At 45.7% G+C, this 26,917-nt stretch carries 29 protein-coding genes and 1 riboswitch; of the genes, 26 read left to right on the top strand and 3 right to left on the bottom strand.

The genetic code is table 11. The annotated features are described in order from the left end of the window. Positions 1-22: 22 nt before the first annotated feature. Positions 23-1,600: a phosphoglycerate dehydrogenase gene (gene serA, locus NYE36_RS12180; protein ID WP_064115481.1), complete on the bottom strand. Its 1,578-nt coding sequence runs from the start codon at positions 1,598-1,600 to the stop codon at positions 23-25. A gap of 206 nt (positions 1,601-1,806) precedes the next feature. Next, positions 1,807-1,941, top strand: a riboswitch (FMN riboswitch). A 147-nt stretch (positions 1,942-2,088) separates the two neighbouring features. Here serA and NYE36_RS12175 point away from each other — a divergent pair. Further along, positions 2,089-2,661 carry an ECF transporter S component gene (locus NYE36_RS12175; protein WP_015417737.1) on the top strand — a complete coding sequence of 191 codons (573 nt, stop codon included), beginning with the start codon at positions 2,089-2,091 and terminating at the stop codon, positions 2,659-2,661. 141 nt (positions 2,662-2,802) lie between these two features. Here NYE36_RS12175 and NYE36_RS12170 read toward each other — a convergent pair whose 3' ends face one another. Further along, positions 2,803-3,051 (bottom strand): ferredoxin, encoded by a 249-nt coding sequence (locus tag NYE36_RS12170; RefSeq protein WP_003153403.1) that lies wholly within the window; start codon positions 3,049-3,051, stop codon positions 2,803-2,805. 268 nt (positions 3,052-3,319) lie between these two features. Here NYE36_RS12170 and NYE36_RS12165 point away from each other — a divergent pair, with 268 nt between their 5' ends. From NYE36_RS12165 to fni, 17 genes are all read left to right on the top strand, one after another. After that, positions 3,320-4,378: a helix-turn-helix domain-containing protein gene (locus NYE36_RS12165; protein ID WP_094032277.1), complete on the top strand. Its 1,059-nt coding sequence runs from the start codon at positions 3,320-3,322 to the stop codon at positions 4,376-4,378. Continuing rightward, positions 4,371-5,861: an ATP-dependent DNA helicase RecQ gene (locus tag NYE36_RS12160; RefSeq protein ID WP_094032278.1), complete on the top strand. Its 1,491-nt coding sequence runs from the start codon at positions 4,371-4,373 to the stop codon at positions 5,859-5,861. The genes NYE36_RS12165 and NYE36_RS12160 overlap by 8 nt, the downstream gene beginning before the upstream one ends. Positions 5,862-5,875: 14 nt before the next feature. Then, the gene (locus NYE36_RS12155) at positions 5,876-6,463 is read left to right on the top strand and encodes a CPBP family intramembrane glutamic endopeptidase (RefSeq protein ID WP_007409441.1); all 588 of its coding nucleotides are present in this window, start codon (positions 5,876-5,878) and stop codon (positions 6,461-6,463) included. Then, complete coding sequence (locus tag NYE36_RS12150; RefSeq protein WP_094032279.1) at positions 6,441-7,211, top strand: LysM peptidoglycan-binding domain-containing protein; 771 nt, start codon at positions 6,441-6,443, stop codon at positions 7,209-7,211. The genes NYE36_RS12155 and NYE36_RS12150 overlap by 23 nt, the downstream gene beginning before the upstream one ends. Before the next feature lie 68 nt (positions 7,212-7,279). Next, on the top strand, positions 7,280-7,738 hold the full coding sequence (locus NYE36_RS12145; protein ID WP_007409443.1) for a YpbF family protein: 459 nt from the start codon (positions 7,280-7,282) through the stop codon (positions 7,736-7,738). An 86-nt stretch (positions 7,739-7,824) separates the two neighbouring features. Beyond that, positions 7,825-8,613 carry a metallophosphoesterase gene (locus tag NYE36_RS12140; protein WP_012117876.1) on the top strand — a complete coding sequence of 263 codons (789 nt, stop codon included), beginning with the start codon at positions 7,825-7,827 and terminating at the stop codon, positions 8,611-8,613. A gap of 151 nt (positions 8,614-8,764) precedes the next feature. Next, positions 8,765-9,349, top strand: coding sequence for a genetic competence negative regulator (locus NYE36_RS12135; protein ID WP_003153412.1), 585 nt, complete (start codon positions 8,765-8,767; stop codon positions 9,347-9,349). A gap of 160 nt (positions 9,350-9,509) precedes the next feature. Next, positions 9,510-10,784: an NAD-specific glutamate dehydrogenase gene (gene gudB, locus NYE36_RS12130; protein WP_003153413.1), complete on the top strand. Its 1,275-nt coding sequence runs from the start codon at positions 9,510-9,512 to the stop codon at positions 10,782-10,784. Between the two features lie 105 nt (positions 10,785-10,889). After that, positions 10,890-11,873, top strand: a complete 984-nt coding sequence (locus tag NYE36_RS12125; protein ID WP_015417732.1) for a YpdA family putative bacillithiol disulfide reductase — start codon at positions 10,890-10,892, stop codon at positions 11,871-11,873. A 96-nt stretch (positions 11,874-11,969) separates the two neighbouring features. Then, the gene (gene prsW / locus NYE36_RS12120; protein WP_064107554.1) at positions 11,970-12,626 is read left to right on the top strand and encodes a glutamic-type intramembrane protease PrsW; all 657 of its coding nucleotides are present in this window, start codon (positions 11,970-11,972) and stop codon (positions 12,624-12,626) included. A gap of 130 nt (positions 12,627-12,756) precedes the next feature. After that, positions 12,757-13,626, top strand: a complete 870-nt coding sequence (sleB, locus tag NYE36_RS12115) for a spore cortex-lytic enzyme (protein WP_094032280.1) — start codon at positions 12,757-12,759, stop codon at positions 13,624-13,626. Between the two features lie 24 nt (positions 13,627-13,650). Next, the gene (gene ypeB / locus NYE36_RS12110) at positions 13,651-15,000 is read left to right on the top strand and encodes a germination protein YpeB (protein ID WP_039254682.1); all 1,350 of its coding nucleotides are present in this window, start codon (positions 13,651-13,653) and stop codon (positions 14,998-15,000) included. An 87-nt stretch (positions 15,001-15,087) separates the two neighbouring features. After that, entirely contained in the window at positions 15,088-15,744 is a 657-nt protein-coding gene (locus tag NYE36_RS12105) for a flagellar brake domain-containing protein (RefSeq protein WP_094032281.1), read from the top strand. Positions 15,745-15,790: 46 nt separating this feature from the next. After that, a complete protein-coding gene (locus NYE36_RS12100; protein WP_003153420.1) occupies positions 15,791-15,967 on the top strand; it encodes a YpfB family protein in 177 nt (58 codons plus the stop codon). Positions 15,968-16,045: 78 nt separating this feature from the next. After that, positions 16,046-16,720 carry a (d)CMP kinase gene (gene cmk / locus NYE36_RS12095; RefSeq protein WP_033574730.1) on the top strand — a complete coding sequence of 225 codons (675 nt, stop codon included), beginning with the start codon at positions 16,046-16,048 and terminating at the stop codon, positions 16,718-16,720. 227 nt (positions 16,721-16,947) lie between these two features. Next, positions 16,948-18,096, top strand: a complete 1,149-nt coding sequence (rpsA, locus tag NYE36_RS12090) for a 30S ribosomal protein S1 (protein WP_003153426.1) — start codon at positions 16,948-16,950, stop codon at positions 18,094-18,096. A gap of 14 nt (positions 18,097-18,110) precedes the next feature. Then, positions 18,111-19,160: a type 2 isopentenyl-diphosphate Delta-isomerase gene (fni, locus tag NYE36_RS12085; protein WP_094032282.1), complete on the top strand. Its 1,050-nt coding sequence runs from the start codon at positions 18,111-18,113 to the stop codon at positions 19,158-19,160. 34 nt (positions 19,161-19,194) lie between these two features. Here fni and NYE36_RS12080 read toward each other — a convergent pair whose 3' ends face one another. Beyond that, positions 19,195-19,326: a YpzI family protein gene (locus tag NYE36_RS12080; protein WP_003153429.1), complete on the bottom strand. Its 132-nt coding sequence runs from the start codon at positions 19,324-19,326 to the stop codon at positions 19,195-19,197. Between the two features lie 76 nt (positions 19,327-19,402). On the opposite strand from NYE36_RS12080, the gene NYE36_RS12075 reads away from it, so the two are divergent. The 8 genes from NYE36_RS12075 to folE all read left to right on the top strand — a co-directional run bounded on the left by NYE36_RS12075 (position 19,403) and on the right by folE (position 26,915). Further along, positions 19,403-20,005, top strand: a complete 603-nt coding sequence (locus tag NYE36_RS12075) for a hypothetical protein (RefSeq protein ID WP_032870086.1) — start codon at positions 19,403-19,405, stop codon at positions 20,003-20,005. Positions 20,006-20,197: 192 nt separating this feature from the next. Beyond that, positions 20,198-21,508 (top strand): ribosome-associated GTPase EngA, encoded by a 1,311-nt coding sequence (gene engA, locus NYE36_RS12070; protein ID WP_003153433.1) that lies wholly within the window; start codon positions 20,198-20,200, stop codon positions 21,506-21,508. 17 nt (positions 21,509-21,525) lie between these two features. Further along, positions 21,526-22,563 (top strand): NAD(P)H-dependent glycerol-3-phosphate dehydrogenase, encoded by a 1,038-nt coding sequence (locus tag NYE36_RS12065; RefSeq protein ID WP_003153434.1) that lies wholly within the window; start codon positions 21,526-21,528, stop codon positions 22,561-22,563. 318 nt (positions 22,564-22,881) lie between these two features. Next, on the top strand, positions 22,882-23,085 hold the full coding sequence (locus tag NYE36_RS12060; protein WP_003153435.1) for a DUF2768 domain-containing protein: 204 nt from the start codon (positions 22,882-22,884) through the stop codon (positions 23,083-23,085). Between the two features lie 19 nt (positions 23,086-23,104). Further along, positions 23,105-23,839 carry a hypothetical protein gene (locus NYE36_RS12055; protein WP_039254695.1) on the top strand — a complete coding sequence of 245 codons (735 nt, stop codon included), beginning with the start codon at positions 23,105-23,107 and terminating at the stop codon, positions 23,837-23,839. Positions 23,840-24,024: 185 nt separating this feature from the next. After that, complete coding sequence (spoIVA, locus tag NYE36_RS12050) at positions 24,025-25,503, top strand: stage IV sporulation protein A (RefSeq protein ID WP_007409454.1); 1,479 nt, start codon at positions 24,025-24,027, stop codon at positions 25,501-25,503. Between the two features lie 374 nt (positions 25,504-25,877). Then, on the top strand, positions 25,878-26,156 hold the full coding sequence (hbs, locus tag NYE36_RS12045) for a non-specific DNA-binding protein Hbs (RefSeq protein WP_003153447.1): 279 nt from the start codon (positions 25,878-25,880) through the stop codon (positions 26,154-26,156). A 186-nt stretch (positions 26,157-26,342) separates the two neighbouring features. Next, entirely contained in the window at positions 26,343-26,915 is a 573-nt protein-coding gene (gene folE, locus NYE36_RS12040) for a GTP cyclohydrolase I FolE (protein ID WP_003153448.1), read from the top strand. The last annotated feature ends 2 nt before the right edge of the window (positions 26,916-26,917 follow it).

The raw sequence follows: 26,917 nt of genomic DNA, 5'->3' as shown, positions 1-26,917 counted from the left end.
AATGTTTTGGGTTTTTTGTTGGTTACGGAAGGTCAATCAGTTTAACGGAAACAATATCCTGAATTGAAGTCAGCTCATTGACGACTTTATCATCTAAATGTTTATCAAAAGAAAGCATCATAATGGCTTCTCCGCCTTTTTCTTTACGGCCTACCTGCATGGTAGCGATATTGATATCGTTATCGCCGAGGATGCGTCCTACGCGTCCGATTACACCGGTCGTATCCTGGTGCTGGATATAAACGAGGTGGCCGGCAGGATTTAAGTCAATATTAAAGCCGTTCAGTTCAACGATTCGTTCACCGAAGTGAGGGATATACGTAGCCGTTAACGTAAATGTGCTCCGGTCTCCGGTTACTTTTACGCTGATGCAGTTATCATATCCTGATTCATTGGAGGAAATCTTCTCGCTGAAGCTGATTCCGCGTTCTTTTGCTACACCGCCGGCGTTCACTTCATTGACCGTTGAGTCTACACGCGGTTTTAAGAAACCGGACAGCAGGCTTTTTGTAATAAATGATGTTTCGAGTTTGGCGATGGTGCCTTCATATTGAATCGCAACATCTTTGACGGGTTCCTTCATACATTGTGACACGAGACTTCCGATTTTATCGGCAATTTGGTGATAAGGCTGGATTTTTTTGAATTCATCTTTCGTCATTGCAGGCAGGTTGATCGCTGACATGACAGGCAGACCTTTTGCAAACTGCAGCACTTCTTCAGAAACCTGTGCCGCGACATTCAGCTGTGCTTCTTTCGTTGAAGCGCCTAAGTGAGGTGTGGCGATCACCAGCGGATGGTCGGGAAGCTTTGATTCAACTGGCGGTTCCACTTCAAATACGTCAAGGGCAGCGCCTGCGACATGGCCGCTTTCCAGCGCTTCCAAAAGCGCCGCTTCATCAATAATGCCGCCTCTTGCGCAGTTGATAAGACGGACGCCTTTTTTCGTTTTGGCAATGGTTTCTCTGTTAAGCAGTCCTTTTGTTTCCTTTGTTAAAGGCGTGTGGACGGTAATGATATCCGCGCTTTCAAGCACTTCTTCGAATGTCCGGCTGTTTACGCCGATTTTGCCGGCTCTCTCTTCGGTTAAGAAAGGATCGAATACATGAACCGTCATACCGAACGCTCTGGCGCGCTGGGCAATCTCGCTTCCGATCCGGCCCAGACCGACAATGCCTAAAGTCTTTCCGTAGAGCTCCGCCCCGACAAAAGCCGTCCGGTTCCATTCTCTTGATTTTACTGAGATATTGGCTTGCGGAATGTGTCTCATTAATGAAGAAATCATCGCGAATGTATGCTCTGCCGTTGAAATGGTGTTTCCATTCGGCGCGTTTATCACGATAACCCCATGTTTTGTGGCCTCATCGATGTCGATGTTGTCTACGCCGACACCGGCTCTGCCGACGATTTTTAAAGAGGTCATTTTTTTAAACAATTCTTCGGTTACTTTCGTGGCACTGCGGACTAACAGGGCATCAAAGGTATGTAATTCATCTTCTGCATCCGCGACGTTTTTTCGAACAATTTCTATAAAGTCTGATTCCATCAGCGGCTTTAAGCCGTCATTGCTCATCTTATCTGAGACCAAAACTCGAAACATTGTTAGATTTCCTCCTAGTTTAGCTGACTAAATATCTGATAATTTATCATATTCTCAATAGAGTGTCAATGTGTATTGACGCAGTAAAGGAGAAAAGGAAACCGCTGAATCAGCTTAAATTGGGCTTCCCCAATATTTTATTTAAATTTGAGCAGTTCTCTATACAATTGCAACTTGATCATATATAATGTGAATAAATTCATAAGATCAATCTTCGGGGCAGGGTGAAATTCCCTACCGGCGGTGATGAGCATCATGCTCTAAGCCCGCGAGCTGCTTCGGCGGCAGGATCCGGTGAGATTCCGGAGCCGACAGTATAGTCTGGATGGGAGAAGATGGAGGTTCAGCAGACGTTTTGATGCTTATATCAAACGTTTCTTTGCCAAGCCTTAGTAAGCTCCCGCTTTTTAACAAAAGCGGTTTTTTTATTGGGGCGCAAAAGAACCTTTCCTCTTTTCGAGAGATTTGATCGAAAAGGAGAGAGCATTGTGAAAGTAAAAAAATTAGTTGTCATCAGTATGCTTAGCAGTATTGCTTTTGTGCTTATGCTGTTAAATTTCCCGTTTCCGGGGCTGCCGGATTACTTGAAAATTGATTTCAGTGACGTTCCTGCAATTATCGCCATTTTGGTTTACGGGCCTGCGGCGGGGATTGCGGTTGAAGCGATTAAAAATATTCTGCAGTATATCATTCAAGGAAGCATGGCCGGCGTGCCTGTCGGGCAGGCAGCCAATTTTATCGCGGGAACGCTGTTTATTCTGCCGACGGCGTTTATGTTTAAAAAGCTCAATTCGACAAAAGGGCTTGCAGTGAGCCTGCTGGCCGGAACCGCGGCGATGACCGTATTGATGAGCATTTTGAACTATATTCTTATCCTGCCCGCGTATACTTGGTTTTTACATTCACCGGCACTGTCAAACAGCCAGTTAAAAACGGCGGTTGTCGCAGGAATTCTGCCGTTTAACATTGTAAAAGGCGTTATCATCACCATCGTCTTTACGTTCATCTTTACGAAGCTGAAACCTTGGATTGAACAAAAACGCAGCATCCAGACACAATAACCACTCCAAAGCGCCCGCTCTGTAAAACACAGACCGGGCGCTTTTTTGATTGTTTGATCACGCAAAAAAAATAAGACTCCGGCCGATAACAGCCGGAGTCTTATTCAGGACGAAAAAGCTCCTCTCACGGGGAGGGCTTTTTTATTCGTATTTCAGCGGGTCGCCTTCGAACGGTTCATCCGCAACTTTGATTGAATCAGTAGGGCATCCTTCAAATGCGTCAATCATATCTTCTTCCAGAACTTCCGGAACTTCGACGACGCCTTTATTTTCGTCAAGCGTAACGAACGCAATGCCTTCATCATCATAATCATAAATGTCTGGTGCCGCAGCTCCGCAGGCGCCGCATGCAATACACGTATCTTTATCTACAATTGTGTACTTTGCCATGAATAAAACCTCCCAGATTGTTCGTGTTGGAACAAATGGTTTACCTTATATATTTTTAAATATAACACCTATTCCTCTTACTTATTGTAATGATGTTAGTGTCAAATTTCAACAGAAAAATGATTGAGAATGCTTATCACATAAGGGATTCTCTTTAGCACTTCCCCCTAAAAGATGACTTTAAACGTCAAATTTATATGAAAATCTGTTAAAATAAAAAGAACCAAAAAACGAAACTTGTCACAGAAGAAATGTAGGTGTGTTTAGATTGGCGATAAACTACTTTGATACCGTGGTTCTCGACTGTCTGGACAAAATAGACGGCGAACGGACTCCGAGTGCTGTGTTTCATTTATTAAAAGGAAAAAAGTCGTCTCAAACCATTCAGGATGCCGGCTTATTTCAGATCGCTAAATATTTCGGCATGGCTTCACATTGTGAACGCGGCGATATTGCGGCTTCTTTGCATAAACTCACCGAGAACTCATACATTACAGCCGGAAAAGAAGAGGGAACGTGGAAAGTGACTGCGCGCGGCGTTCAAAAGCTTGAACGGGCGTTTGCCGAGCGGCCTTGGCCGAAGCACTGCCACGGCGCGAATTATCAAACGCCTGCTGTTACCCTGTGGAGGCGGCTTTCCCTGCTCATTCAAGTCCTGTCAAACAAAGAGCATCAATGCAGTCAATATATCCCGGTTACAAACGATGTGCAGACGCTGAGATGGGTCAAACGGTTCATGCGGAAAAACAGAGACGCTAAAGAGCTCTCCGTCCAAATGCATGAGACGCTGTTTCACCTTCTGCAAGGCTTAAGTGAACGGCAGGCGCTTATTTTTGTCTATTCTTTAACTTCATTCAACAGAATCGGCAAAACGAATAAGCAGCTCGCTCTCCAGCTGAACGAAGATGAATGGTATGTGTCCGTCCAGTTTTGGGGAGCGGTACATTATGTTATTCAATCGCTTCCGCAATGTGCATACCCCGCTCTGCGCGAGCTGTTGTCCGATCTGCAGGCGGAAAGCGCGCTGACACAGTCTGCCAGAAAAACCTTTGAGCTGTTGGAAAAAGGGTTTCCGATTGAACGGATCGCCGCGGTCAGAAATTTAAAAACCGCCACAATCGAAGATCATATCGTAGAAATATCATTGCATCAGCCTGCATTTTTTACAGAACAGTATCTTTCTGAAGAGGAACAGCGTATGATAACGGCATTTGCAAAACAGCATCAAACGAATAAAATTAAACGGATTCGCGAAGGAATGCAGATGCGCTTCAGCTATTTTCAGATCAGGCTGGCGCTGGCAAAGACGGTGAATCAGCATGACTGAGCTGCATAAAGCTTTATCCAGGTATTTTGGTTTGCATTCCTTTAAAAAAGGGCAGGAAGAGATTATGACTAGCGTGCTCCAAAAAAAAGATACGATCGCCATGCTTCCGACCGGCGGGGGAAAATCATTATGCTATCAGCTCCCGGGTTACATGATGGACGGGCTGGTGCTGATTATTTCACCGCTTCTATCATTAATGGAAGATCAGGTGCAGCAGCTGAAAGCGAAAGGAGAAAAGCGGGTTGCTGCATTAAACAGCATGCTGAATTCCGCAGAGCGGCATTTTATTCTCAGCAACATCAGCAGGTATAAATTTCTCTATATGTCTCCTGAAGCCCTTTCTTCACCTTATGTACTGAACCGTTTGAAAAACGTTCCGGTCAGTTTATTTGTTATTGATGAGGCTCATTGCATATCAGAATGGGGACATGATTTCAGGCCTGATTACTCGAAGCTCGGGCCTTTCAGGCAGGCACTCGGAAAGCCGCCTGTATTGGCGCTGACCGCAACAGCGACAAAAGAAACACTCAGAGACGTGACGGATGTGCTTGGACTTGAGCATGCGGTGCGTCATCTTTATTCAGTCAACCGGCCGAATATTCTTCTGGCGGCAGAACATTTGGCTGATAATACCGAAAAAATAAGCAGGCTCACGGAGCTTGCCGAAAAGCTTGAAGGCCCGGGTATCATATATTGTCCGACCAGAAAATGGGCGGAAGAGCTTGCGGCTGAGCTGAACGAAAAAACGGGAAAGCGGACGGATTATTATCACGGCGGAATGGATACAGGCGACAGGATTTTAATCCAGCAGCAATTTATCCATAACCAGCTTGATTGCATTTGCTGCACCAATGCGTTCGGCATGGGTGTGGATAAGTCAGATATCCGCTTTGTCATTCACTTTTATCCTCCCCAAACGGCCGAGGCCTTTATGCAGGAAATCGGCAGAGCGGGACGCGACGGCAGCCCGAGTGTCAGTATTTTGCTGAGGGCGCCCGGCGATACCGAGCTTCAGCAGCAGATTATTCAGACAGAAAGCCTGTCTGATTATGACCTGGAAGGCATTCTGGCCGTCATACGGGATGCCGGTACGGGTGATGAGCGAAAGCTTCGGGACGTTCTGATCAATAAGGGCGTCCAGGAAACACAGGCGCGAACGGCCGTCCATCTGTATCTGCAAGGAAAAACCACAAAAGACCAGCTGCAGGAAGAACTGACATCGCGCGTGGAAAAGAAGCTGCGTAAAATGAATCGTTTTTCGGCGTTATTAGAGCGGAAAGAATGTATAAGAGAAGCGCTGCTGTCTTATTTTGATGAACCGTATGAGCCTGATGGTCAAACCGGACAATGCTGCAGCAGCTGCGGACTTGATCTGGCTCCGTACGAGCAAAAAGGAGAACGTAAAAATATGGAACGGTTTGAAGATTGGAAGCTGGAATTAGGCCGGATTTTCGGATCAGAGTCTGCGGGTGAGTTCAGCTGAGACGGCAAAGCGAATTGATCCGGCAGCTCTCAGACCGGGAGATTGTGATGCAGCTGTATGCCACCCAATTGCTCATATTGGCGGTTTCAGCTGTTATCGGCTTTTTCTTTTTTACCGACATTCACGATTTTTTAAAGCTGTGGCATATACGTGACGATAATATCATATGGTACGGTGTAACTCTTGCCGTCCTTGTCATTTTTGCCGATCTGGCGGTGATGAAATGGTGTCCTTCGCATTTATATGATGACGGCGGCATTAATGTATTGCTTTTTAAGAACAGGCCGGTTCTGCATATTTTGTTTTTGACGCTTCTCATTTCGTTCAGCGAAGAGATTTTGTTCAGAGGCGTTCTGCAGACACATATCGGCTTATGGGCCGCCAGCTTCATTTTTACCGTGCTTCATTTCAGATACTTGGCGAAGTGGCTTCTGTTTATGATGGTTGCGGGTATCAGTCTTTTGCTGGGGCTTATCTATGAATGGACCGGCAATTTATTCGTTCCGGTTACAGCGCATTTTATTATTGATGCGGTATTTGCCTGTCAGATCCGTTTTCAATATGTTAGGAGGGGTTTGCATGACGGAAATGTCAAGAGTTGAAAGAAGAAAAGCTCAGCTGCGTGCCGAGCAGCAGGTTGCCGCGGCCGCGGATGAACAAATTGAATATCTTGAAGACAGCCTCCCGACAAGACAATCTGTAAAAGAGGAGCGTAAAAAAAAGGAAGAGCAGGTGAAGGAAAAAACCAAAACAAAAACGCCGCTGTTCACTTTTCTGACCGTCCTGTTCATTATCGTAACAATCGGTGTCTTTTTCGGTCTTCTTTATATGACGAACAGCAGCAGATTTGACCCGAAGGACTATGAAGATGTCTTCATAGACCACAGTGAAAGCGCGCCTGCCGTTATTCCGAAAGGCGCTCAGAAAGAAACGTCAGAAACCGCTCTTTTAGAACAACCGAAAAAAAAGTCTGACGACAAAGATAAGAAAGAAGCGGCTGCACCTGAAAAAACGAAAGAAAAACCAAGTGAAAAAACACCTAAAAAAACGGAAACGCCCTCAGAAAAACAAGTAAAGCCGACAGACACCGAATACGCGGAGACAAAACAGCAGTCTCCGCCGGCTGTCCGTGAAAAAGCGGCTTCGGCTGAGGCGAGTGATCAAGCCGGGACTGTCCCAAAAAAAGTGCGGACCGTACAGCATACTGTACAGCCGAAAGAAACGCTTTACCGTATTTCAATGAAATATTATAAAAGCCGGGCGGGCGAAGAAAAAATCCGCAGCTACAACGGATTAAACGGAAACGACGTGTACACCGGCCAGGTTCTGAACATTCCGCTGTCTGATTAAAATAAATGCATGTTTTCACCGCGTTTTTCATATAGTGTACCAATGAAAACGGACAAGGTGTGAAGCGCATGGATTCTTTATGGAAGCAATTAGACCGATTTGCTGACGGACCGACGAAACAAATGCTTCAGGCGCTGGTGAAACGGAAATTAAAATACGAAAATTATGCTGCACAATGCCGAAGATGGCAGTGGGCGTCCCTCGTTTGTTTTTCCCTGATGTGCATACTGCTGATGTTTAAAAGCTTTAATGCCCCCCAAGCCTCTCCGCAGCTGATTCTGCAGGAAATATTAGGCCATACGGTTTACTTGTGCTGGATTATGGCTTCCGCTTTTGCGTATTGCACTTCTTATTATTTTAAAAAAAAGGAAGAAAAAGCTGAGGGTGAATTTCATAAACTGAGATGTGAAATTATCCAAAAAAGCACGGATTTATGGCCCCAGCCTGAAAAATGGAGGGCGAGAGAATCTGTTTTTCACTTGATGAAACATCGGTATGATATCAATCTTTATTTTGAAAGCAAATAAAATGAGGCGTTTTCCGGAAAGGATAGAAACGTCTTTTTTTGTTTGTCCGTCTAATATAAGACAATGACAGAATGGAGAGTGCGTTTATGAAGCTTACAGCGGGAATTCTCGGCTCATTGGCGGGAGCGGCTGCGGTTATGGCTGCCGTTATGTACAAAACGGCAAACGGCAGCCATCTGAAAACACATACATTTACGCTTGATAAAATGAAGGGGATGAAGCCGCTCACCATCTTTTTTATATCTGACGTGCACCGCCGTTTAATTGATGAAAAGCTTCTCCGCGAAGCGGCAGGTTATAAGCCGGATGCCGTTTTGCTCGGCGGTGATTTGGCGGAGGGCGGAGTTCCTTACGCCAGAATTGAAGAAAACATCAAACGTCTTACGGCTCTCGCGCCTGTCATGTATGTGTGGGGGAATAATGATTACGAGGTCAGCCAGCAAAAACTGCTCTCTCTTTTACGGGCATATAAAGTGATCCCGCTGAGAAATGAATCGGTTCAGTTTGCTTATAAAGGGGAAACCGTTACGATCTGCGGGGTGGATGATATCAGGATGATGATGGATGATTACGAATCTGCAATCAGATATACGGATGCTGACAAAGTAAACCTCCTGCTTTGCCATAACCCGGACATCCATGAGCAGATGAGGGAGTCAGACGGGATTGACGCTGTGTTCAGCGGCCATACGCATGGCGGCCAAATCCGTTTCGGCCGGTTCGGGCCGTACGAATTGGGCGGGACGGGAACGGTAAAAAAAGCGCATTACCTGATCAGCAACGGCTACGGGACGACAAAAGTTCCGCTGAGGCTCGGGGCGAAACCGGAGACGCATATGATTACGCTGTGCGGACCGGATGAGCCGTCTTCCTGAAACAAACCCGGCCGCGGTGATAAAAAACGGCATTCTGCTTGTCTTCCCGCTGTACACGGTGTAAACTGATAACAAATTAAGAACCTATGACTCATTTATTCATATACTGTGTTATATGATTTGTGTGCAAGAAGAGGCAGGAGGGAACATTATGCGGCTTGAGCGTCTGAACTATAATAAGATTAAAATCTTTTTAACCCTCGACGATCTGACTGATCGGGGACTGACAAAAGAAGACCTCTGGAAGGACTCGTTTAAAGTCCACCAGTTATTTAAAGATATGATGAATGAAGCAAATACAGAGCTCGGCTTTGAAGCGAATGGTCCGATCGCGGTGGAAGTATATTCTCTTCAGGCACAAGGCATGGTTGTGATTGTAACGAAAAATCATGACGCGGACGCAGAAGATGACGAATATGACGATGATTATATCGAGATGCAGGTCAAACTTGACGAAAGTCCGGATATTATTTATCAGTTCCATTCGTTTGAAGATATCATTCAGCTTGCCGGAAGCCTTCACCGAATCGGGATTACCGGCGGCACCGTCTACCACTATGAGAACCAATACTATGTAAGCCTTGAAGACCTCGGCTCCCGTTCCGCCGAAGGCGTCATCGCGGTGCTGGCTGAATACGGACACCCGGCGACGATTACGATTTACAGGCTCCATGAGTACGGAAAACTCATCATGGACGGCAATGCTGTGGAGACCATCCAGAAACATTTTTCATAAAAAAGATTTGAAACGGCAGCTGTTTTCAGCGGCCGTCTTTTTTTAAGCGAAATAATGGAAAAATCATTGTCTTTCTTCTATGCACGGAGATATTGAAGGTGTATACTAGTCACTGAAAGGGAGCATGAGAGAAACAGAAGATTTTAGGAGGTTAACTCAAATGGCAGCCGATCGATTCACCGGTCATAATGAAGAAGACAAACATGATGTATTAAAATCAACCCAAACCGTAATACATAAAGCTCTGGAAAAATTGGGGTATCCAGAAGAAGTGTATGAACTGCTGAAAGAGCCGCTCAGATTATTAACGGTTAAAATTCCTGTTCGGATGGATGACGGGTCTGTGAAAATATTTACAGGCTATCGTGCGCAGCACAATGATTCCGTAGGTCCGACAAAAGGCGGCATTCGTTTTCACCCGAATGTAACTGAAAAAGAGGTGAAAGCACTTTCCATCTGGATGAGTTTAAAATGCGGAATTATTGATCTTCCTTATGGCGGTGGTAAAGGCGGAATTGTTTGTGATCCGAGAAATATGTCATTCAGAGAGCTTGAAAGGCTGAGCAGGGGATATGTCAGAGCAATCAGTCAGATTGTCGGACCGACTAAAGACGTCCCGGCGCCTGACGTATTTACAAACTCGCAGATTATGGCTTGGATGATGGATGAATATTCAAGAATTGATGAATTTAACTCACCCGGCTTTATTACGGGAAAACCGCTTGTACTCGGCGGGTCCCACGGCAGGGAATCAGCGACGGCAAAAGGCGTCACCATCTGCATAAAAGAAGCGGCCAAGAAAAAAGGTCTCGATATTCAGAACGCGCGCGTCGTCGTACAAGGATTCGGAAACGCGGGCAGCTATCTGGCCAAGTTTATGCATGACGCCGGCGCGAAAGTTGTCGGAATTTCTGACGCGTACGGAGGCCTTTACGATCCGGACGGTCTTGATATTGATTATCTGCTTGACCGCAGAGACAGCTTCGGAACGGTGACGAAGCTTTTCAATGACACCATTACGAATCAGGAGCTGCTTGAGCTGGACTGTGATATACTTGTCCCGGCGGCGATCGAAAACCAAATTACAGAAGAGAACGCTGACCGCATCAAAGCGAAAATCGTTGTAGAAGCGGCAAACGGACCGACGACACTGGAAGGAACGAAAATCCTGACAGACAAAGGAACGCTGCTGGTTCCCGATGTTCTGGCGAGCGCCGGCGGTGTAACGGTTTCTTATTTTGAATGGGTTCAAAACAACCAAGGCTTCTACTGGAGTGAAGAAGAAGTCGAGGAAAAACTGGAAAATATGATGATAAAATCGTTTAATAATATTTATGAAATGTCCCAAAACCGCCGGATTGACATGAGGCTTGCGGCTTACATGGTCGGCGTGCGGAAAATGGCGGAGGCTTCGCGTTTCAGAGGCTGGATATAAACCAATCGTTTGCATAAACAAAAAAAATCTCCTATGATAATATAGGAGATTTTTTATATGAGTGGAAACTTATGATGGAAATGCCAATCGCAGGAGTTGAAGGACATGACAGAAGAAAAAGCAATTATAATAGGCGGAGGTCCTTGCGGATTATCGGCGGCTATACATCTGAAGCAAATTGGCGTGAACGCGCTTGTAATCGAAAAAGGGAATGTCGTAAACAGCATTTATAACTATCCGACCCACCAAACTTTTTTCAGTTCAAGTGAAAAATTGGAGATCGGCGATGTCGCCTTTATTACGGAAAACAGAAAACCGGTCCGAATACAGGCTCTCTCTTACTACAGAGAGGTTGTCAGAAGAAAAGAGCTGCGCGTAAACGCCTTTGAAACAGTGGAGCGCGTAACGAAACAGGAAGACGGCCGTTTTCTTGTAGAAACATCAAAAGACCGCTACCTCACTCCGTTTTGTATCATTGCGACAGGATATTATGATCATCCGAATTATATGAACATACCGGGTGAAGGGCTTCCTAAGGTATTTCATTACTTTAAAGAAGGCCATCCTTATTTTGATAAAGATGTTGCTGTGATCGGCGGGAAAAACTCAAGTGTGGACGCGGCTTTGGAATTGGTGAAGTCCGGTGCGCGCGTCACGGTGCTCTACAGAGGACATGAGTACTCCCCGAGCATCAAGCCGTGGATTCTGCCTGAGTTTGAGGCCCTCGTCAGAAACGGCACAATCCGGATGGAATTCGGCGCTTGTCTTGAAGAAGTGACGGAAGATGAAATCATTTTCCGCTCCAGCCGAAATGAGACGGTCCGGCTGAAAAACGATTTCGTATTTGCCATGACGGGATACCATCCCGATCACGGTTTCCTCGAAAAAATCGGTGTGCGGATTGATGCGGAATCAGGCCGGCCGTTTTTCCGGGAAGAAACGATGGAAACAAATGTTGACGGTGTTTTTATCGCCGGAGTCATTGCGGCTGGAAATAACGCCAACGAAATTTTTATCGAGAACGGCCGTTTTCACGGCGGCTTGATCGCAAATGAAATATCAAAACGGCTGGGTGCAGAGAGCATATGATCATTCATATGCTCTTTTTTAAAAAAATTGAAAGATGTAAAAATATGAACAACATGGTACGATAGATATAGGAATATAAAGGAAAGAGGTTGCCTGATGTTTGCAATCATCTCTGCAGGAATTGCTCCCGGCATTGCGCTGTTAAGCTATTTTTATTTAAAAGATCAGTATGACAATGAACCCGTACATATGGTGCTGAGGTCTTTTTTTCTCGGGGTTGTCCTTGTGTTTCCGACCATGTTTATCCAATATGTTCTTGAAAAAGAGCATGTGGGGGGAGGAAGCTTTTTCGTTTCGTTTTTGTCTTCGGGATTTCTGGAAGAATCGGTGAAATGGTTCGTTCTGATGATCAGTGTGTATCCGCATGCTCATTTTGATGAGCATTATGACGGAATCGTTTACGGGGCCAGTGTGTCTTTAGGATTTGCCACGCTTGAAAATATTCTGTATTTATTCGGCCACGGCGTTGAACATGCTTTCATCAGGGCGCTTCTGCCGGTCTCCTGCCATGCGCTGATCGGAGTGATTATGGGATTTTATCTCGGAAAAGCCCGCTTTTCGCAGAAAAAAGCCTGTGTCAAATGGCTTGTGATTTCGCTGGCCGTGCCTTCATGTCTGCACGGTTCTTACGATTTTATTCTTACCGCCCTCAATCATTGGGTATATTATATGCTGCCGTTTATGCTGTTTTTATGGTGGTTCGGGCTGCGAAAGGCAAAAAAAGCACGCTCCGTCAATATGATCCAAGTGTGAAGAAACCGCGCGTCGCGTGCGGTTTCTTTTTTATGCCTTGACAGGGGATAAGAAGGAAACGTGCATAAAAATAACCTCGTGACAGACAATACGGGTACACTTTAAATTTTGCAGTAGGAGGCTTGAAGAGATGAAGTGCAAAGGAGCCTTTATGGCATGTCTCATTCTATTTTCTTTCGCCGCCGCTTTCTTCGATCATCATGAAACGGTTCATGCGTTTTCAAATCAAGTGATTCAAAGAGGCGCGACGGGTGATGATGTTATAGAATTGCAGGCCCGTCTTCAATATAACGGATTTTATAACGGGAAAATCGATGGTGTTTACGGCTGGACCACATACTGGGCCGTGAGAAATTTTCAGGAGAAATTCGGCATGAAACCGGTTGACGGCCTCGTCGGCGCGAAAACCAAACAGGTGCTGATTTCAAAATCAAAATATTACCGTGAATATGTAATGGAGCAGATCCAAAAAGGGAATACGTTCACTCATTATGGCAACGTCCCATTGGAAAACCAAACAAAACCGAGAGCCGGAACGCAGAAGCCGACGGGAACGAATAAGCCTGCTCAAAAGCCGCAAAACAATACAGGCGGTCAGTCAAATCAAAAGCAAAATACGACAGCGGCCAATATGCCTGGCGGTTTCTCAAACAACGACATCAATCTTCTGGCACAGGCTGTGTACGGGGAAGCGCGCGGTGAGCCGTTTGAAGGGCAGGTTGCCATCGCCGCGGTTATTTTAAACCGTATTAAAAGCCCGTTATTTCCGAATACGGTGGCCGGCGTCATTTTCGAACCGCTCGCGTTTACCGCCGTTGCCGACGGCCAAATATATATGCAGCCGAATGAAAGAGCAAAAGAAGCGGTTCTTGATGCGATCAACGGCTGGGATCCTTCTGAAAACGCAATTTATTATTTCAATCCTGATACGGCGACAAGCAAATGGATTTGGGGACGTCCGCAGATAAAAAGAATCGGAAAACACATTTTCTGTGAGTAAAAGTACGCAAAATGAGGTGTTAACATGATTAGAGGAATCATTATCGCTGTTCTCGGTGTCGCGATCGCCGCAACCGGATACTGGGGATATAAAGAGCATCAGGAAAAAGATGCGGTCCTTCTGCATGCGGAAAATAATTATCAGAGGGCTTTTCATGAATTGACGTACCATGTAGATCAGCTTCACGACAAAATCGGGACGACGCTTGCGATGAACAGTAAAAAATCTCTGTCTCCGGCGCTCATTGATGTATGGAGAATAACATCTGAAGCTCATAACAATGTGAGCCAGCTGCCCCTGACTCTCATGCCTTTTAATAAGACGGAGGAGTTTTTATCCAACATAGGAGATTTCAGCTATAAAACATCCGTCCGGGATTTAGACCAAAAACCGCTTGATAAGAAAGAATATACAACACTGAACAGTCTGTACAAACAGGCGGAGAACATTCAAAACCAGCTCCGCAGCGTTCAGCATCTCGTCATGAGCAAAAATTTACGGTGGATGGATGTTGAGATGGCGCTCGCCTCTGACAAAAAACAAAGCGATAATACGATCGTCGACAGCTTTAAAACAGTGGAAAAAAATGTAGGCGCTTTTTCTGAAGACAGCATCAGCCCCACATTTACGGGAGCAAATACAGAACGAAAAGGTTTTACGCATCTGAAAGGAAAACAAATTACGGAAAAAGAAGCGGTCAAAATCGCACAACGGTTTGCGCCTGATCATAATTATTCAATTAAAGTGGTCAAAAGCGGCAGGAAAACGAATCGGGACGTATACAGCATCCGCATGAAAGACGCGGACAACAAGTCTTTTATCTATATGGATATTACCCAAAAAGGCGGACATCCGGTCTATTTGATTCAAAAACGGGCCGTGAAGAAACAAAAGATCAGCCTCAATGAAGCATCTAACCGGGCCGTCGCGTTTTTAAAGAAAAATGGATATGAAACAAAAGGCCTCGAAATTGATGAAAGCGCGCAATATAATAACATCGGCGTCTTTTCTTTTATCCCCGTGGAGAAAAACGTCCGCATTTATCCGGAAGCCATCCGAATGAAAGTGGCGCTGGATGATGGTGAAGTCGTCGGTTTTTCCGCGCGTGATTACCTGTCGGCGCACCGCACGAGAACGATTCCGGCTCCCGCTTTGTCAGCTGATGAAGCGAAAGCGAAGCTGAATAAAAATGTTGAAGTGCGGGAGACCCGGCAGGCGCTGATCACGAATGAGCTCGGTCAGGAAGTGCTTTGCTACGAAATGCTCGGGACGATCGGGAAAGACACGTATCAAATGTTCATTAATGCGGACGACGGAAAAGAGGAAAAAATAGAAAAGTTAAAAAGTGCAGAACCTATATATAAAGACCTATAAAAATAAAGGAGGAAAGGACTAAAAGTCTTTTCCTTTTTTTCGTTACATGCTTTAATAAAAGCATAAATAATGAAAGAGTGAAGGCCCATGATAGCTGTCGGAGATTATATTTGGATTGAATACATAGAGAACAATGAGCCCAAAAAAGCGAGGAGCAAAGCAGTAAGCGTTGAAAACGGCGAACTGCACATCTCATATCCCGTCGATCTGGATTCGGGACGGACGGTCTTTTTGCATAAAGGAGTGGAAATAACAGCGGAATTTATGGGGGATGGCCAAGTGCCGTATCAATTTAAAAGCATAATCAAAGGAAAGAAAAAAGACCCCATCCCGATGATCGGATTGGACATCCCCCCTCAGGAGGAAATGAAGCGGATTCAAAGACGCCGATACGTCCGTGCAGACGCAGTATTGGATGTATCCGTCAAAATGGAAGCGGAAAAAACCGCTTTCCAAACGGTTTCCTCTAATATCAGCGCCGGCGGAATCGCTGTTGTGATGCCTGAGCATATTTCCGCGGAACCAGGTGAAAAGCTGTATGTCTCATTTTCTCTTCCCGGCAAGGAAAATACAGCCGATATTACGGCCGAGGCTGTTACCCAGCGGATTTTTTATGATGAAAAGGCGGATAAACAAAAAATGACGCTTGAATTTGCAGAAATCGATCCCGCATCACAGCAGCTTTTACTCCAATATTGTATGCGCGCGCAGCTTCAGCAGAGAAGAAACAGTCTGTCGGAATAAACAGCAGCGCACTTTTCCATACTAATCCTAATGGAGGTGCGCGTGTATGAAAACGTTTGAACGTCTGCTGGTTAAATTGGTCTGCATTCAGCTTATCATTTTGGGCGCGGTGCAGTTTTTGCTTCATTATCAGCCTATTGAACCTTATATTTCGAAAGCTGTGAAATATGAGGGAGTTGATAAAATGGAGAAAAAAGAATGGATTGAAACGGTAAAGCGGTAAATCAGCTCAATTTTTTCGCCCCTTTTCCGGCAGTTCATGATACAATCCATAGAGGAGTAAAGAGCAAGGAGAGAGATTATGGACAAGAAATTATCAATTGCGATCGACGGGCCGGCCGCTGCCGGAAAAAGCACCGTTGCTAAAATAGTGGCTGAGAAAAAATCATATGTGTACATTGATACAGGAGCGATGTATCGTGCCATTACATATACGGCGCTCAAGCAGAATGCCGATTTAACTGATGAAGCCGCGCTTACAGAGCTGCTGAAGCGTACGGAAATTGAGCTTGTATCCGCTCCGGAAGGACAAATCGTTCTGGTAAACGGAGAAGATGTGACAGAAGAAATCCGTAAAGACGAAGTCAGCAACCAAGTATCAATCGCCGCCAAGCATAAAGGCGTCAGAGAAGAAATGGTCAAAAGACAGCAGCAGCTCGGACAAAAAGGCGGTGTCGTCATGGACGGCCGTGATATCGGTACTCACGTGCTGCCTGACGCCGAAGTGAAAATTTTTCTGCTCGCGTCCGTAGAGGAAAGAGCGAAGCGCCGATATGAAGAGAATAAGAAAAAAGGCTATGACGTGAATTTCGAGACGCTCATTGAAGAAATTGCCAGACGCGACAAGCTCGATTCAGAGAGGGAAGTTTCCCCGCTGCGCAAAGCGGAAGACGCGATTGAAATCGATACGACGTCACTCAGCATTGCCGAAGTCGCAGGAAAAATTCTGGAGATCGTCGAACAGAAATCACGTTAACTTCGGGCGGAGCGCTTTATAATTTTTTTCGAAAGACAAGATGTTATTGCTTGACAAACCAGTCCATTTATTAGAAGTTAATACTAATAAAACTTTTTATTGATCATTCAAAATCTTTTTTGGATGATTCTTTAATACATATTCGGCTGAAAAGCGGACATTCACATGTTCAGCTTTCAAACCGTATTAATTAAGCTGTGTAGGTTTGGACCAAGGAGGTTATTCAAATGACAGAGGAAATGAATCAAATTGATGTTCAAGTGCCAGAGGTTGGAGATGTAGTAAAAGGGATTGTGACAAAGGTAGAGGACAAGCATGTAGATGTCGAAATTGTCAATGTCAAACAGTCCGGAATCATTCCAATCAGTGAATTATCAAGTCTTCATGTAGAGAAAGCATCGGATGTCGTAAAAGTTGACGACGAGCTTGACCTGAAAGTAACAAAAGTGGAAGACGATGCTTTGATTTTATCTAAACGTGCCGTTGATGCTGACCGCGCTTGGGAAGACCTTGAAAAAAAATTCGACACAAAAGAAGTGTTTGAAGCTGAAGTGAAAGATGTGGTGAAAGGCGGTCTCGTCGTTGATATCGGCGTTCGCGGCTTCATTCCCGCATCACTTGTCGAAGCTCATTTCGTCGAGGATTTCACTGACTATAAAGGGAAAACCCTCTCTCTTATCGTCGTTGAACTCGACCGTGATAAAAACCGGGTGATTCTGTCACACCGGGCTGTAGTGGAAAAAGAACAGACAGCCAAAAAGCATGATTTTCTCCAAACGCTTGAGGTTGGAAGCGTGCTTGAAGGGAAAGTGCAGCGTCTGACTGATTTCGGCGCATTTGTCGACATCGGCGGAATTGACGGGCTTGTTCATATTTCGCAGCTGTCTCATTCACACGTCGAAAAACCGTCTGACGTGGTTGAAGAAGGTCAGGACGTAAAAGTGAAAGTACTGTCCGTAGACCGCGATAACGAACGTATTTCTTTATCTATTAAAGAAACGCTGCCGGGACCTTGGAGCCAGATCGGCGAAAAGGTAAAACAGGGAGATGTGCTTGAAGGAAAAGTGCAGCGCCTTGTAAGCTTCGGCGCCTTCGTTGAAATTCTTCCGGGCGTGGAAGGACTTGTGCACATTTCGCAAATTTCCAATAAACATATCGGAACGCCGCATGAAGTGCTTGAAGAAGGACAGACTGTTAAAGTGAAAGTGCTTGACGTGAACGAAAGCGAAGAGCGCATTTCCTTAAGCATGCGTGAGCTTGAAGAAGCGCCGAAAGCCGATCAGGAGGACTTCCGCCAATACCAGGCGAAAGAAGAGCCGAGCACCGGCTTCCAGCTTGGCGATTTAATCGGAGACAAGCTTAATAAATTAAAATAAATTGGTGATAAAACGTGACACGAGCAGAACGAAAAAGAGAACATATAAATCATGCGCTGTCTACCGGCCAAAACCGGGAAACGGGGCTTGATGATATTACGTTTGTTCATGTCAGCCTACCGAACCTAGCATTGGAAAAAGTGGATATATCAACGAAAATCGGCGGACTCACAAGCAGTTCGCCGATTTTTATCAATGCGATGACAGGCGGCGGCGGACAGCTTACATACGAAATTAACAGATCGCTGGCAAGAGCCGCGCGCAAAGCCGGCATGCCGCTGGCTGTCGGTTCGCAAATGTCAGCTTTAAAAGATCCCTCCGAACGGTGTTCTTACGAGATCGTCAGAAAAGAGAATCCGGACGGGCTGATATTTGCCAATTTAGGCAGCGAGGCGGATGCCGAGCAGGCGAAAAGGGCAGTTGATATGATTCAAGCAGATGCCCTCCAGATTCATTTAAATGTGATTCAGGAGATCGTCATGCCAGAGGGTGACAGAAGCTTTACCGGCGCTCTCGGCCGCATTGAGCGGATTGCGGCGGAAGCGGGAGTGCCCGTTTTTGTCAAAGAAGTCGGCTTCGGAATGAGCAGGGAATCGGCACGGCAGTTATTTGATGCTGGCGCAGCAGCAGTTGATGCCGGCGGATACGGCGGTACGAATTTCTCTAAGATTGAAAATATGCGCAGAGAGAAGGCGCTTCATTTTTTTAATACGTGGGGAATTTCCACTGCCGCAAGCTTAGCGGAAATCCACTCGCTCTCCGCTGATCAATCAATTATCGCATCCGGCGGGCTGCAAAGCGCCCTGGATGTCGCCAAATCGATTGCCCTCGGCGCTTCCGGCGCGGGAATGGCGGGCACTTTCCTGAAAGCTCTCACCTCTAAAGGAGAAGAGGGCCTGTTTGACGAGATGACGGCGCTTTTGCAAGAGCTGAAAATGATTATGACCGTCCTCGGATGCCGATCGGTTGCCCAATTGCAAAAGGCGCCTTTGGTCATAAAAGGTGACACACATCACTGGCTTTCTGAACGGGGGATTGACACGTCCCGTTTCAGCAGACGTTAAAAGGCATGCGAACCCGCATGCCTTTTTCTGTTTTTTACGATTTTCTTTTTCGGAATTCCCCGTTCTGCTCAAGGCTTGTCGCTCCTTTATGGTGAATCGAATCATCGCGATCAGATTCCACCCGGCGGGAGGCTTTCAGTTTTTTCTCCTGTCTGTCTTTTCCCATCCTTATCCGCTCCTTTCAGGCATAATTGGTTTAAAAAATGCGTTCCCGCTCCATACTGATCAGAGGAGGAGCGATTATGGAACCGTTTTATTATTACTGGTCAATGTGGTTTTTATGGATACTAGCGACTTTTATTTTTGCCAAAACGAAAAGCCGTTTTTACGTATCAGTCTTTATTTTGACTAATATGATGGCAAGCATACATCAGATTACGGCTTATTTTACGCTGAATGCGGCATATGTCATGTTTTTTGCTGCGGCATTTGTTTATGCGGGAAGCCTCGGTATGCATAAACGGCTCCGTAATATTGTGATTCATCTGACGGCGGCTGCGGCGTACGGCTTTATTTTTCTTTTTGCATTATATGATCCTGTTTGGTTTATCATAAAACCTGAATGGGCGGCGGTTATACTGCTTACCGTTATTACGCTTTCCGTTGAGGGGCGGTTCCCTGAGAGGCTTTGTCTTTTTGTTCTCGGCATGTGCCAGGGGGAGCTATTGTATGCTGCGGTCATCCGCAACATTGCGGGTGCGGCAGCCGTCGGGGATTATCAATGGCTTTCAGGCTGTTCGGCGGGAGTGATTCTCCTCGTCGGGCTGACTACATATGAACAGCTTGCGGCGCGCATCAGCCAAAAAAGCAAAAAGCAGGGCAAAGGAGCGACAAAAATGTCTTGAAAACAGACGGAGACTGTTACATGAATGCGAAACATTTTGAAGAATACATTGTGATCTCAGTGAAAACTGATATAATAAATGAGTTAAGCCCTTCTGTTTGAAGGGTTCTTTTCATAACGAAGATGATTTTTAATAACCGGTTGAACAATTTTTTGTGAAAATGTAAGCGGCTGGATTGAAAGGAAGGGTACTATGGGTAAACCTGTCGTAGCCATTGTCGGAAGACCGAATGTGGGAAAATCCACAATCTTTAACCGGATTGCGGGTGAAAGAATTTCAATAGTAGAAGATACCCCCGGAGTGACGCGGGACCGGATATACAGTTCGGCGGAATGGCTGAATTATGATTTTAACCTGATTGATACGGGCGGAATTGATATCGGAGACGAACCGTTTCTGACACAGATCCGCCAGCAGGCTGAAATCGCCATGGACGAGGCTGATGTGATCATCTTTATGGTGAACGGCCGCGAAGGTGTGACGTCTGCGGATGAAGAAGTGGCAAAAATACTGTACCGGACGAAAAAACCGGTCGTATTAGCCGTAAATAAATTAGATAATACCGAAATGAGAGCGAACATCTATGACTTTTATGCGCTCGGCTTTGGAGAACCGTATCCGATTTCGGGCACACACGGTTTAGGATTGGGAGATTTGCTCGATGCTTGTGCCGAGCATTTTAAGAACATTCCGGAGACGAAGTACAGTGATGATGTCGTTCAATTCTGCCTGATCGGCCGCCCGAATGTCGGAAAATCATCCCTTGTCAATGCGATGCTCGGCGAAGAGCGGGTTATCGTGAGCAACGTAGCCGGAACGACTAGAGACGCTGTGGATACGGCGTTCACCTACAATCAGCAGGAATTTGTAATCGTTGACACGGCGGGAATGAGAAAAAAGGGTAAAGTATATGAAACAACAGAAAAATACAGTGTGCTTCGGGCGTTAAAAGCCATTGACCGCTCAGACGTCGTCGGCGTTGTGCTGAATGCAGAAGAAGGCATCCTTGAGCAGGACAAGCGGATCGCCGGGTACGCCCATGAAGCCGGGAAAGCCGTCGTCATTATCGTAAACAAATGGGATGCCGTTGATAAAGACGAACGCACGATGAAAGAATTTGAACAGAATATTCGGGAACATTTCCAATTTCTCGATTACGCGCCGGTGCTGTTTATGTCGGCACTGACGACAAAGCGGATTCATACACTCATGCCTGCGATTATTAAAGCGAGTGAAAACCACTCTCTCCGCGTACAGACAAATGTCTTAAATGATGTCATTATGGATGCGGTCGCCATGAATCCGACTCCGACGCACAACGGCTCCCGTCTGAAAATTTATTATGCGACTCAAGTCGCTGTTAAGCCGCCGAGCTTCGTTGTTTTTGTCAACGATCCGGAACTGATGCATTTTTCTTATGAACGCTTTTTAGAAAACCGAATCCGGGACGCTTTCGGATTTGAAGGTACGCCAATTAAAATATTTGCAAGAGCAAGAAAATAAAAAGGTGTGATACAGAGATGAAAAAAGTGGCAATGCTTGGAGCGGGAAGCTGGGGCACTGCACTTTCTTTAGTGCTGGCTGATAACGGACATCAAGTCATGATGTGGGGACACCGTGCCGAATTGATCGATCAAATCAACGAACTGCATGAAAACAAAGATTACCTGCCGGGGGTGGAGCTATCAAGTTCTATCATCGGTACAGCTGATTTAAGCGAGGCTTTAAAAGGAGCTGACTTCATCATTGTGGCAGTTCCGACAAAAGCCATTCGGGAAGTGCTGAAAAAGGCTCTGCCGTACATCCCGAAACAATCGATTTTTGTTCATGTCAGCAAAGGAATTGAGCCGGATTCGCTTCTCCGCATTTCAGAATTAATGGAAGAGGAGCTGCCTGAGGAGTACAGAAAAGACATCGTCGTGCTTTCAGGGCCGAGCCACGCTGAGGAAGTCGGATTAAGACACCCGACGACTGTTACATCATCTTCAAAAAATATCAAGGCTGCAGAAGCGGTTCAGGATTTATTTATGAACCAGCATTTCCGCGTCTATACCAATCCGGATATGATCGGTGTTGAAATAGGGGGAGCGTTAAAGAATATCATCGCTCTTGCAGCGGGGATTACAGACGGATTGGGATACGGAGATAATGCAAAAGCGGCCTTAATCACCCGAGGTCTTGCTGAAATCGCCAGACTCGGCACAAAGATGGGCGGAAATCCGCTCACCTTTTCCGGCCTGACCGGCGTAGGCGATTTAATCGTGACGTGTACAAGCGTTCATTCCCGAAACTGGCGCGCCGGCAACCTGCTCGGCAAAGGATATAAGCTGGAAGCTGTCCTGGATAAGATGGGGATGGTTGTTGAAGGCGTGCGGACGACGAAAGCTGCGTATCAGCTGTCTCAAAAATACCAAGTGAAAATGCCGATCACAGAGGCGCTTCACCAAGTATTATTTAACGGGCAGAAGGTAGAAACGGCCGTAGAATCCTTAATGGCCAGAGTGAAAACCCATGAGATGGAAGACTTGGTCAACACATTCGAAAATCGGGTGAAGTGACAATAACATGCCGTCAGCATATTCTGAAGTGACGAAAGTCCAAAACGCAGAACTCTCCGGCTGAAATCGCTTAAAACATTTGCTGATTTAGGCAGAAGAGGATGCAGACGTATGCATCTGCGCATACTATAGCATCGAAGTCCAAGAGAGTGTATCTCAGACGTACAGGTGAATATAGTCAACTTGACTGAAGCAAAGTCCCCCTCTTTGCTTCAGTTTTTTTGTTTTTTCAATAGATGGAAAACCTGTTGATCTTTTCAACATTTGTATATTAAAATGAAATATAACGCTTACAATGATGGGACGGGGGGCACGAACATGAGTGTGGCATTGATGAAAATGTGGTTTGCGCTTGGTGCTATGGGATTAATGTTTGTTGCGGTGGCCTCTATTTATGTCAGCAGGTACAAAGTGAAAAACAAACTGATAAAAGCAGCGGTTTCTTCACTCGCTTATGCCTGCATGGTCATCTCGGGATTGATCGTGTTAATGGTCGTTTTCAGCGGGCCTGTCAATGAATAAAGCAAAAAGGGGGCGCGGAATGCATAAGTTAAAAATGGCCGTCATAACGGCAATGGCGGTGCTTCTGCTGTCCGGCTGTCTGTACCCTGAAGCAAAAAAAACTGAAAATAAAGTATCTTACAAACATCAGCTTCAGCAGGTGCAAGCGGCAGTGGATGAATTTAAAAAGGCGAACGGCGGACTTCTGCCGATTCAGACAAAAGATATGAAAACACCGCTCTATCAAAAATATCCGATAGATTTTAAGCGGCTCGCGCCCAGATACATAGAGGAGCCGCCGGCCTCAGCTTATGAAAGCGGAGGAATGTACCAATACGTGCTTGTCGATGTGGAAAATAAGCCGACCGTCAAGCTGGTCGATCTCCAAATGGCGGAAGCAATCCGCGACATGAAGCTTCGTGTCAAAATGTATCAGGAAAAGCATACATATCCTCCTTATGAGGACGCCGTTTCACAAGGGCTGTTCACTTTAAATAAAAAAAAGCTCGGCATGAAAGACTCTCCTTCAGTCAAAAGTCCGGTTTCAGGCACGTCTCTGCCGCTTTTAATCGGCGCTGACGGAGAAATCTATGCCGACTATCGCGTCGATCTCGCCCGCTGCCTGAAGGAAAACAAAAAGAAAATCAAACCGGGCGCGGAAATTCAAGATATTTTATGGAAAGAGACTCCTTTCGTCCCGGCCTTTTCAGTCACATACACCGTAAATGAAAAACAGGAACCCGTTTTTTTAGAAAGTCAGACGAAACAGGAATGAACCTTTTTCCCGCGCATACAAATAGGGAGAAAGGTTTTTTTGATTTTGATAGAAAAGACTGCCTGAAAATTTTCTAAAGATGTCATATTGAAATAGGACAACGTCATACACATATAGTGTCCTGTATTTGATTGGAGAATGGTGAATGAAAAATGATAAGGATAGGAAGTCCGGGAGGGGATCACTTGGAAAAGGTCGATATTTTCAAGGATATCGCTGAACGAACAGGGGGCGATATATACTTAGGAGTCGTTGGCGCTGTCCGTACAGGGAAATCTACATTCATTAAAAAATTTATGGAGCTCGTGGTGCTCCCGAATATCAGCAATGAGGCCGACCGAGCGCGGGCGCAGGATGAGCTTCCGCAAAGCGCAGCAGGAAAAACGATAATGACCACAGAACCAAAATTTGTCCCGAATCAAGCCATGTCCGTTCATGTCGCGGAAGGACTTGATGTCAACATCCGTCTTGTGGATTGTGTGGGATATACGGTTCCCGGGGCGAAGGGATATGAGGATGAAAACGGCCCGAGAATGATCAATACACCTTGGTACGAAGAACCGATTCCCTTTCATGAGGCAGCGGAAATCGGTACGAGAAAAGTCATCCAGGAACACTCCACAATCGGGGTCGTCATTACGACAGACGGCTCAATCGGCGATATTGCGCGGGGCGATTACGTGGAAGCGGAAGAAAGAGTCATCGACGAGCTGAAGGAAGTCGGCAAACCGTTTATTATGGTTATCAACTCGGTAAAACCGTACCACCCGGAAACAGAAGCGCTCAGAGCTGAATTAAGCGCGAAATATGATATTCCCGTCCTCGCCATGAGTGTTGAAAGCATGCGGGAAACAGATGTGTTAAGCGTCCTCAGAGAAGCGCTTTACGAGTTCCCTGTGCTGGAAGTCAATGTCAACCTTCCGAGCTGGGTCATGGTGCTGAAAGAAAATCACTGGCTCAGAGAGAGCTACCAGGAATCAGTGAAAGAAACCGTAAAAGATATTAAACGCCTGCGCGATGTCGACCGGGTTGTCGGCCACTTCAGTGAATTTGAGTTTATTGAAAGCGCCGGATTGGCCGGAATCGAACTTGGCCAGGGTGTCGCAGAAATTGATTTGTATGCGCCGGATCATTTATATGACCAGATTTTAAAAGAAGTGGTCGGCGTTGAAATCCGCGGGAAAGACCACCTGCTTGAATTAATGCAGGACTTCGCCCACGCGAAAAAAGAATATGATCAGGTATCAGATGCGCTGAAAATGGTGAAACAGACCGGCTACGGCATTGCCGCCCCGGCCTTAGCCGATATGAGCCTTGATGAACCGGAAATCATCAGACAGGGATCAAGATTCGGAGTAAGGCTCAAAGCGGTCGCTCCGTCCATTCATATGATCAAAGTGGATGTGGAAAGTGAATTCGCGCCGATCATCGGGACGGAAAAACAAAGTGAAGAACTTGTCCGTTACTTAATGCAGGACTTTGAAGATGATCCGCTTTCTATCTGGAACTCCGATATTTTCGGCAGATCATTGAGCTCTATCGTAAGAGAAGGAATCTCCGCAAAACTGTCACTCATGCCGGAAAATGCGAGATATAAATTGAAAGAAACGCTGGAGAGAATTATTAACGAAGGCTCAGGCGGCCTGATCGCCATTATTTTGTAAGCTGAAGGACCTCTTCCTGAAACGGGGGGTCTTTTTTTATTCTTTTTAGATACTGGAAATCAATCAAGGATTAGGAGGAAAAAAGCAAAAAAAGGAATATTTGTTCGGTAAAACACGTGAAAACCTTGACGAGCAAGGGATTGAGGCTTTAAAATGCTTGATATGGCTTTTTATATGTGTTACTCTACATACAGAAAATCTTCACTTTGTTGGACAAACGTTCCTCAAAGTGTCTGTTTTCTTTTGAAAAGCCGTTTACTTGTCTGTTCTTCCCTGCTTTGATTTTTTATCAGACAGGTTTAGAATCAGGCTGAACTGTGAAGAAATGATAATAAACTGCTGATTTGATACCCTTTTGGGAGGAGGTGAAAGGCATGAACAAGACAGAACTAATCAATGCGGTTGCTGAAGCAAGCGAATTGTCTAAAAAAGACGCTACAAAAGCAGTTGATTCTGTTTTTGATACGATTTTAGATGCACTTAAAAACGGTGATAAAATCCAACTGATCGGTTTCGGTAACTTTGAGGTGCGCGAGCGCTCTGCACGTAAAGGACGTAACCCGCAAACAGGTGAAGAAATCGAAATCCCTGCAAGCAAGGTACCTGCTTTCAAACCAGGTAAAGCTCTTAAAGACGCTGTTGCAGGAAAATAATTGTGAATATAGATCGTGTATGCATCTGATACATACACTTTGTTTCTTCACAGAAAAGCCCCTTGATAAAGGGGCTTTTCATATTTAAGCAGCCTCGGTCACCGGGCAGGACTTTCGTTTTGCTTTTGGCGCGGCAAATGTGCTAGAATCGAAATTAAATGTATTCAATGGTGGAGGACACAGACAATGAAAGAAGTTAATAAAGAACAGATTGAACAGGCGGTTCGCCAGATTTTAGAGGCGATTGGAGAAGACCCGGACCGGGAAGGGCTTTTAGATACGCCGAAACGCGTGGCGAAAATGTACGCGGAAGTATTCTCGGGATTAAATGAAGACCCGAAAGAACACTTTAAAACCGTTTTCGGAGAAGACCATGAGGAGCTTGTTCTTGTAAAAGATATCGCGTTTCATTCCATGTGTGAACATCACCTTGTTCCTTTTTACGGAAAAGCGCATATTGCCTACATTCCGCGCGGCGGCAAAGTGACGGGCCTGAGTAAATTGGCGCGGGCGGTGGAAGCCGTCTCAAAACGCCCGCAGCTGCAGGAGCGCATCACTTCAACGATTGCAGAAAGCATCGTAGAGACCTTAGATCCCCACGGCGTCATGGTTGTCGTCGAGGCTGAGCATATGTGCATGACAATGAGGGGCGTAAGAAAGCCAGGTGCAAAAACAGTGACTTCCGCTGTAAGAGGTATTTTTAAAGATGACGCAGCGGCGCGTTCCGAAGTGTTAGAACATATTAAACGTGCGGATTAATA

This window comes from Bacillus sp. FSL R5-0593 (assembly GCF_038603755.1).
Taxonomy (GTDB): domain Bacteria; phylum Bacillota; class Bacilli; order Bacillales; family Bacillaceae; genus Bacillus; species Bacillus velezensis.
The sequence above is the reverse complement of the archived record's forward strand: the minus strand, read 5'-3'. Positions and strand labels throughout refer to the sequence as shown.

Coding starts and splice junctions, on each gene's coding strand:
- serA (WP_064115481.1), bottom strand. CDS start 1,600: ATGTTTCGAGTTTTGGTCTCAGATAAGATGAGCAATGACGGCTTAAAG.
- NYE36_RS12170 (WP_003153403.1), bottom strand. CDS start 3,051: ATGGCAAAGTACACAATTGTAGATAAAGATACGTGTATTGCATGCGGC.
- NYE36_RS12160 (WP_094032278.1), top strand. CDS start 4,371: ATGACTGAGCTGCATAAAGCTTTATCCAGGTATTTTGGTTTGCATTCC.
- NYE36_RS12150 (WP_094032279.1), top strand. CDS start 6,441: ATGACGGAAATGTCAAGAGTTGAAAGAAGAAAAGCTCAGCTGCGTGCC.
- NYE36_RS12145 (WP_007409443.1), top strand. CDS start 7,280: ATGGATTCTTTATGGAAGCAATTAGACCGATTTGCTGACGGACCGACG.
- NYE36_RS12140 (WP_012117876.1), top strand. CDS start 7,825: ATGAAGCTTACAGCGGGAATTCTCGGCTCATTGGCGGGAGCGGCTGCG.
- NYE36_RS12135 (WP_003153412.1), top strand. CDS start 8,765: ATGCGGCTTGAGCGTCTGAACTATAATAAGATTAAAATCTTTTTAACC.
- gudB (WP_003153413.1), top strand. CDS start 9,510: ATGGCAGCCGATCGATTCACCGGTCATAATGAAGAAGACAAACATGAT.
- NYE36_RS12125 (WP_015417732.1), top strand. CDS start 10,890: ATGACAGAAGAAAAAGCAATTATAATAGGCGGAGGTCCTTGCGGATTA.
- prsW (WP_064107554.1), top strand. CDS start 11,970: ATGTTTGCAATCATCTCTGCAGGAATTGCTCCCGGCATTGCGCTGTTA.
- sleB (WP_094032280.1), top strand. CDS start 12,757: ATGAAGTGCAAAGGAGCCTTTATGGCATGTCTCATTCTATTTTCTTTC.
- ypeB (WP_039254682.1), top strand. CDS start 13,651: ATGATTAGAGGAATCATTATCGCTGTTCTCGGTGTCGCGATCGCCGCA.
- NYE36_RS12105 (WP_094032281.1), top strand. CDS start 15,088: ATGATAGCTGTCGGAGATTATATTTGGATTGAATACATAGAGAACAAT.
- NYE36_RS12100 (WP_003153420.1), top strand. CDS start 15,791: ATGAAAACGTTTGAACGTCTGCTGGTTAAATTGGTCTGCATTCAGCTT.
- cmk (WP_033574730.1), top strand. CDS start 16,046: ATGGACAAGAAATTATCAATTGCGATCGACGGGCCGGCCGCTGCCGGA.
- rpsA (WP_003153426.1), top strand. CDS start 16,948: ATGACAGAGGAAATGAATCAAATTGATGTTCAAGTGCCAGAGGTTGGA.
- NYE36_RS12080 (WP_003153429.1), bottom strand. CDS start 19,326: ATGGGAAAAGACAGACAGGAGAAAAAACTGAAAGCCTCCCGCCGGGTG.
- NYE36_RS12075 (WP_032870086.1), top strand. CDS start 19,403: ATGGAACCGTTTTATTATTACTGGTCAATGTGGTTTTTATGGATACTA.
- engA (WP_003153433.1), top strand. CDS start 20,198: ATGGGTAAACCTGTCGTAGCCATTGTCGGAAGACCGAATGTGGGAAAA.
- NYE36_RS12065 (WP_003153434.1), top strand. CDS start 21,526: ATGAAAAAAGTGGCAATGCTTGGAGCGGGAAGCTGGGGCACTGCACTT.
- NYE36_RS12060 (WP_003153435.1), top strand. CDS start 22,882: ATGAGTGTGGCATTGATGAAAATGTGGTTTGCGCTTGGTGCTATGGGA.
- NYE36_RS12055 (WP_039254695.1), top strand. CDS start 23,105: ATGCATAAGTTAAAAATGGCCGTCATAACGGCAATGGCGGTGCTTCTG.
- hbs (WP_003153447.1), top strand. CDS start 25,878: ATGAACAAGACAGAACTAATCAATGCGGTTGCTGAAGCAAGCGAATTG.
- folE (WP_003153448.1), top strand. CDS start 26,343: ATGAAAGAAGTTAATAAAGAACAGATTGAACAGGCGGTTCGCCAGATT.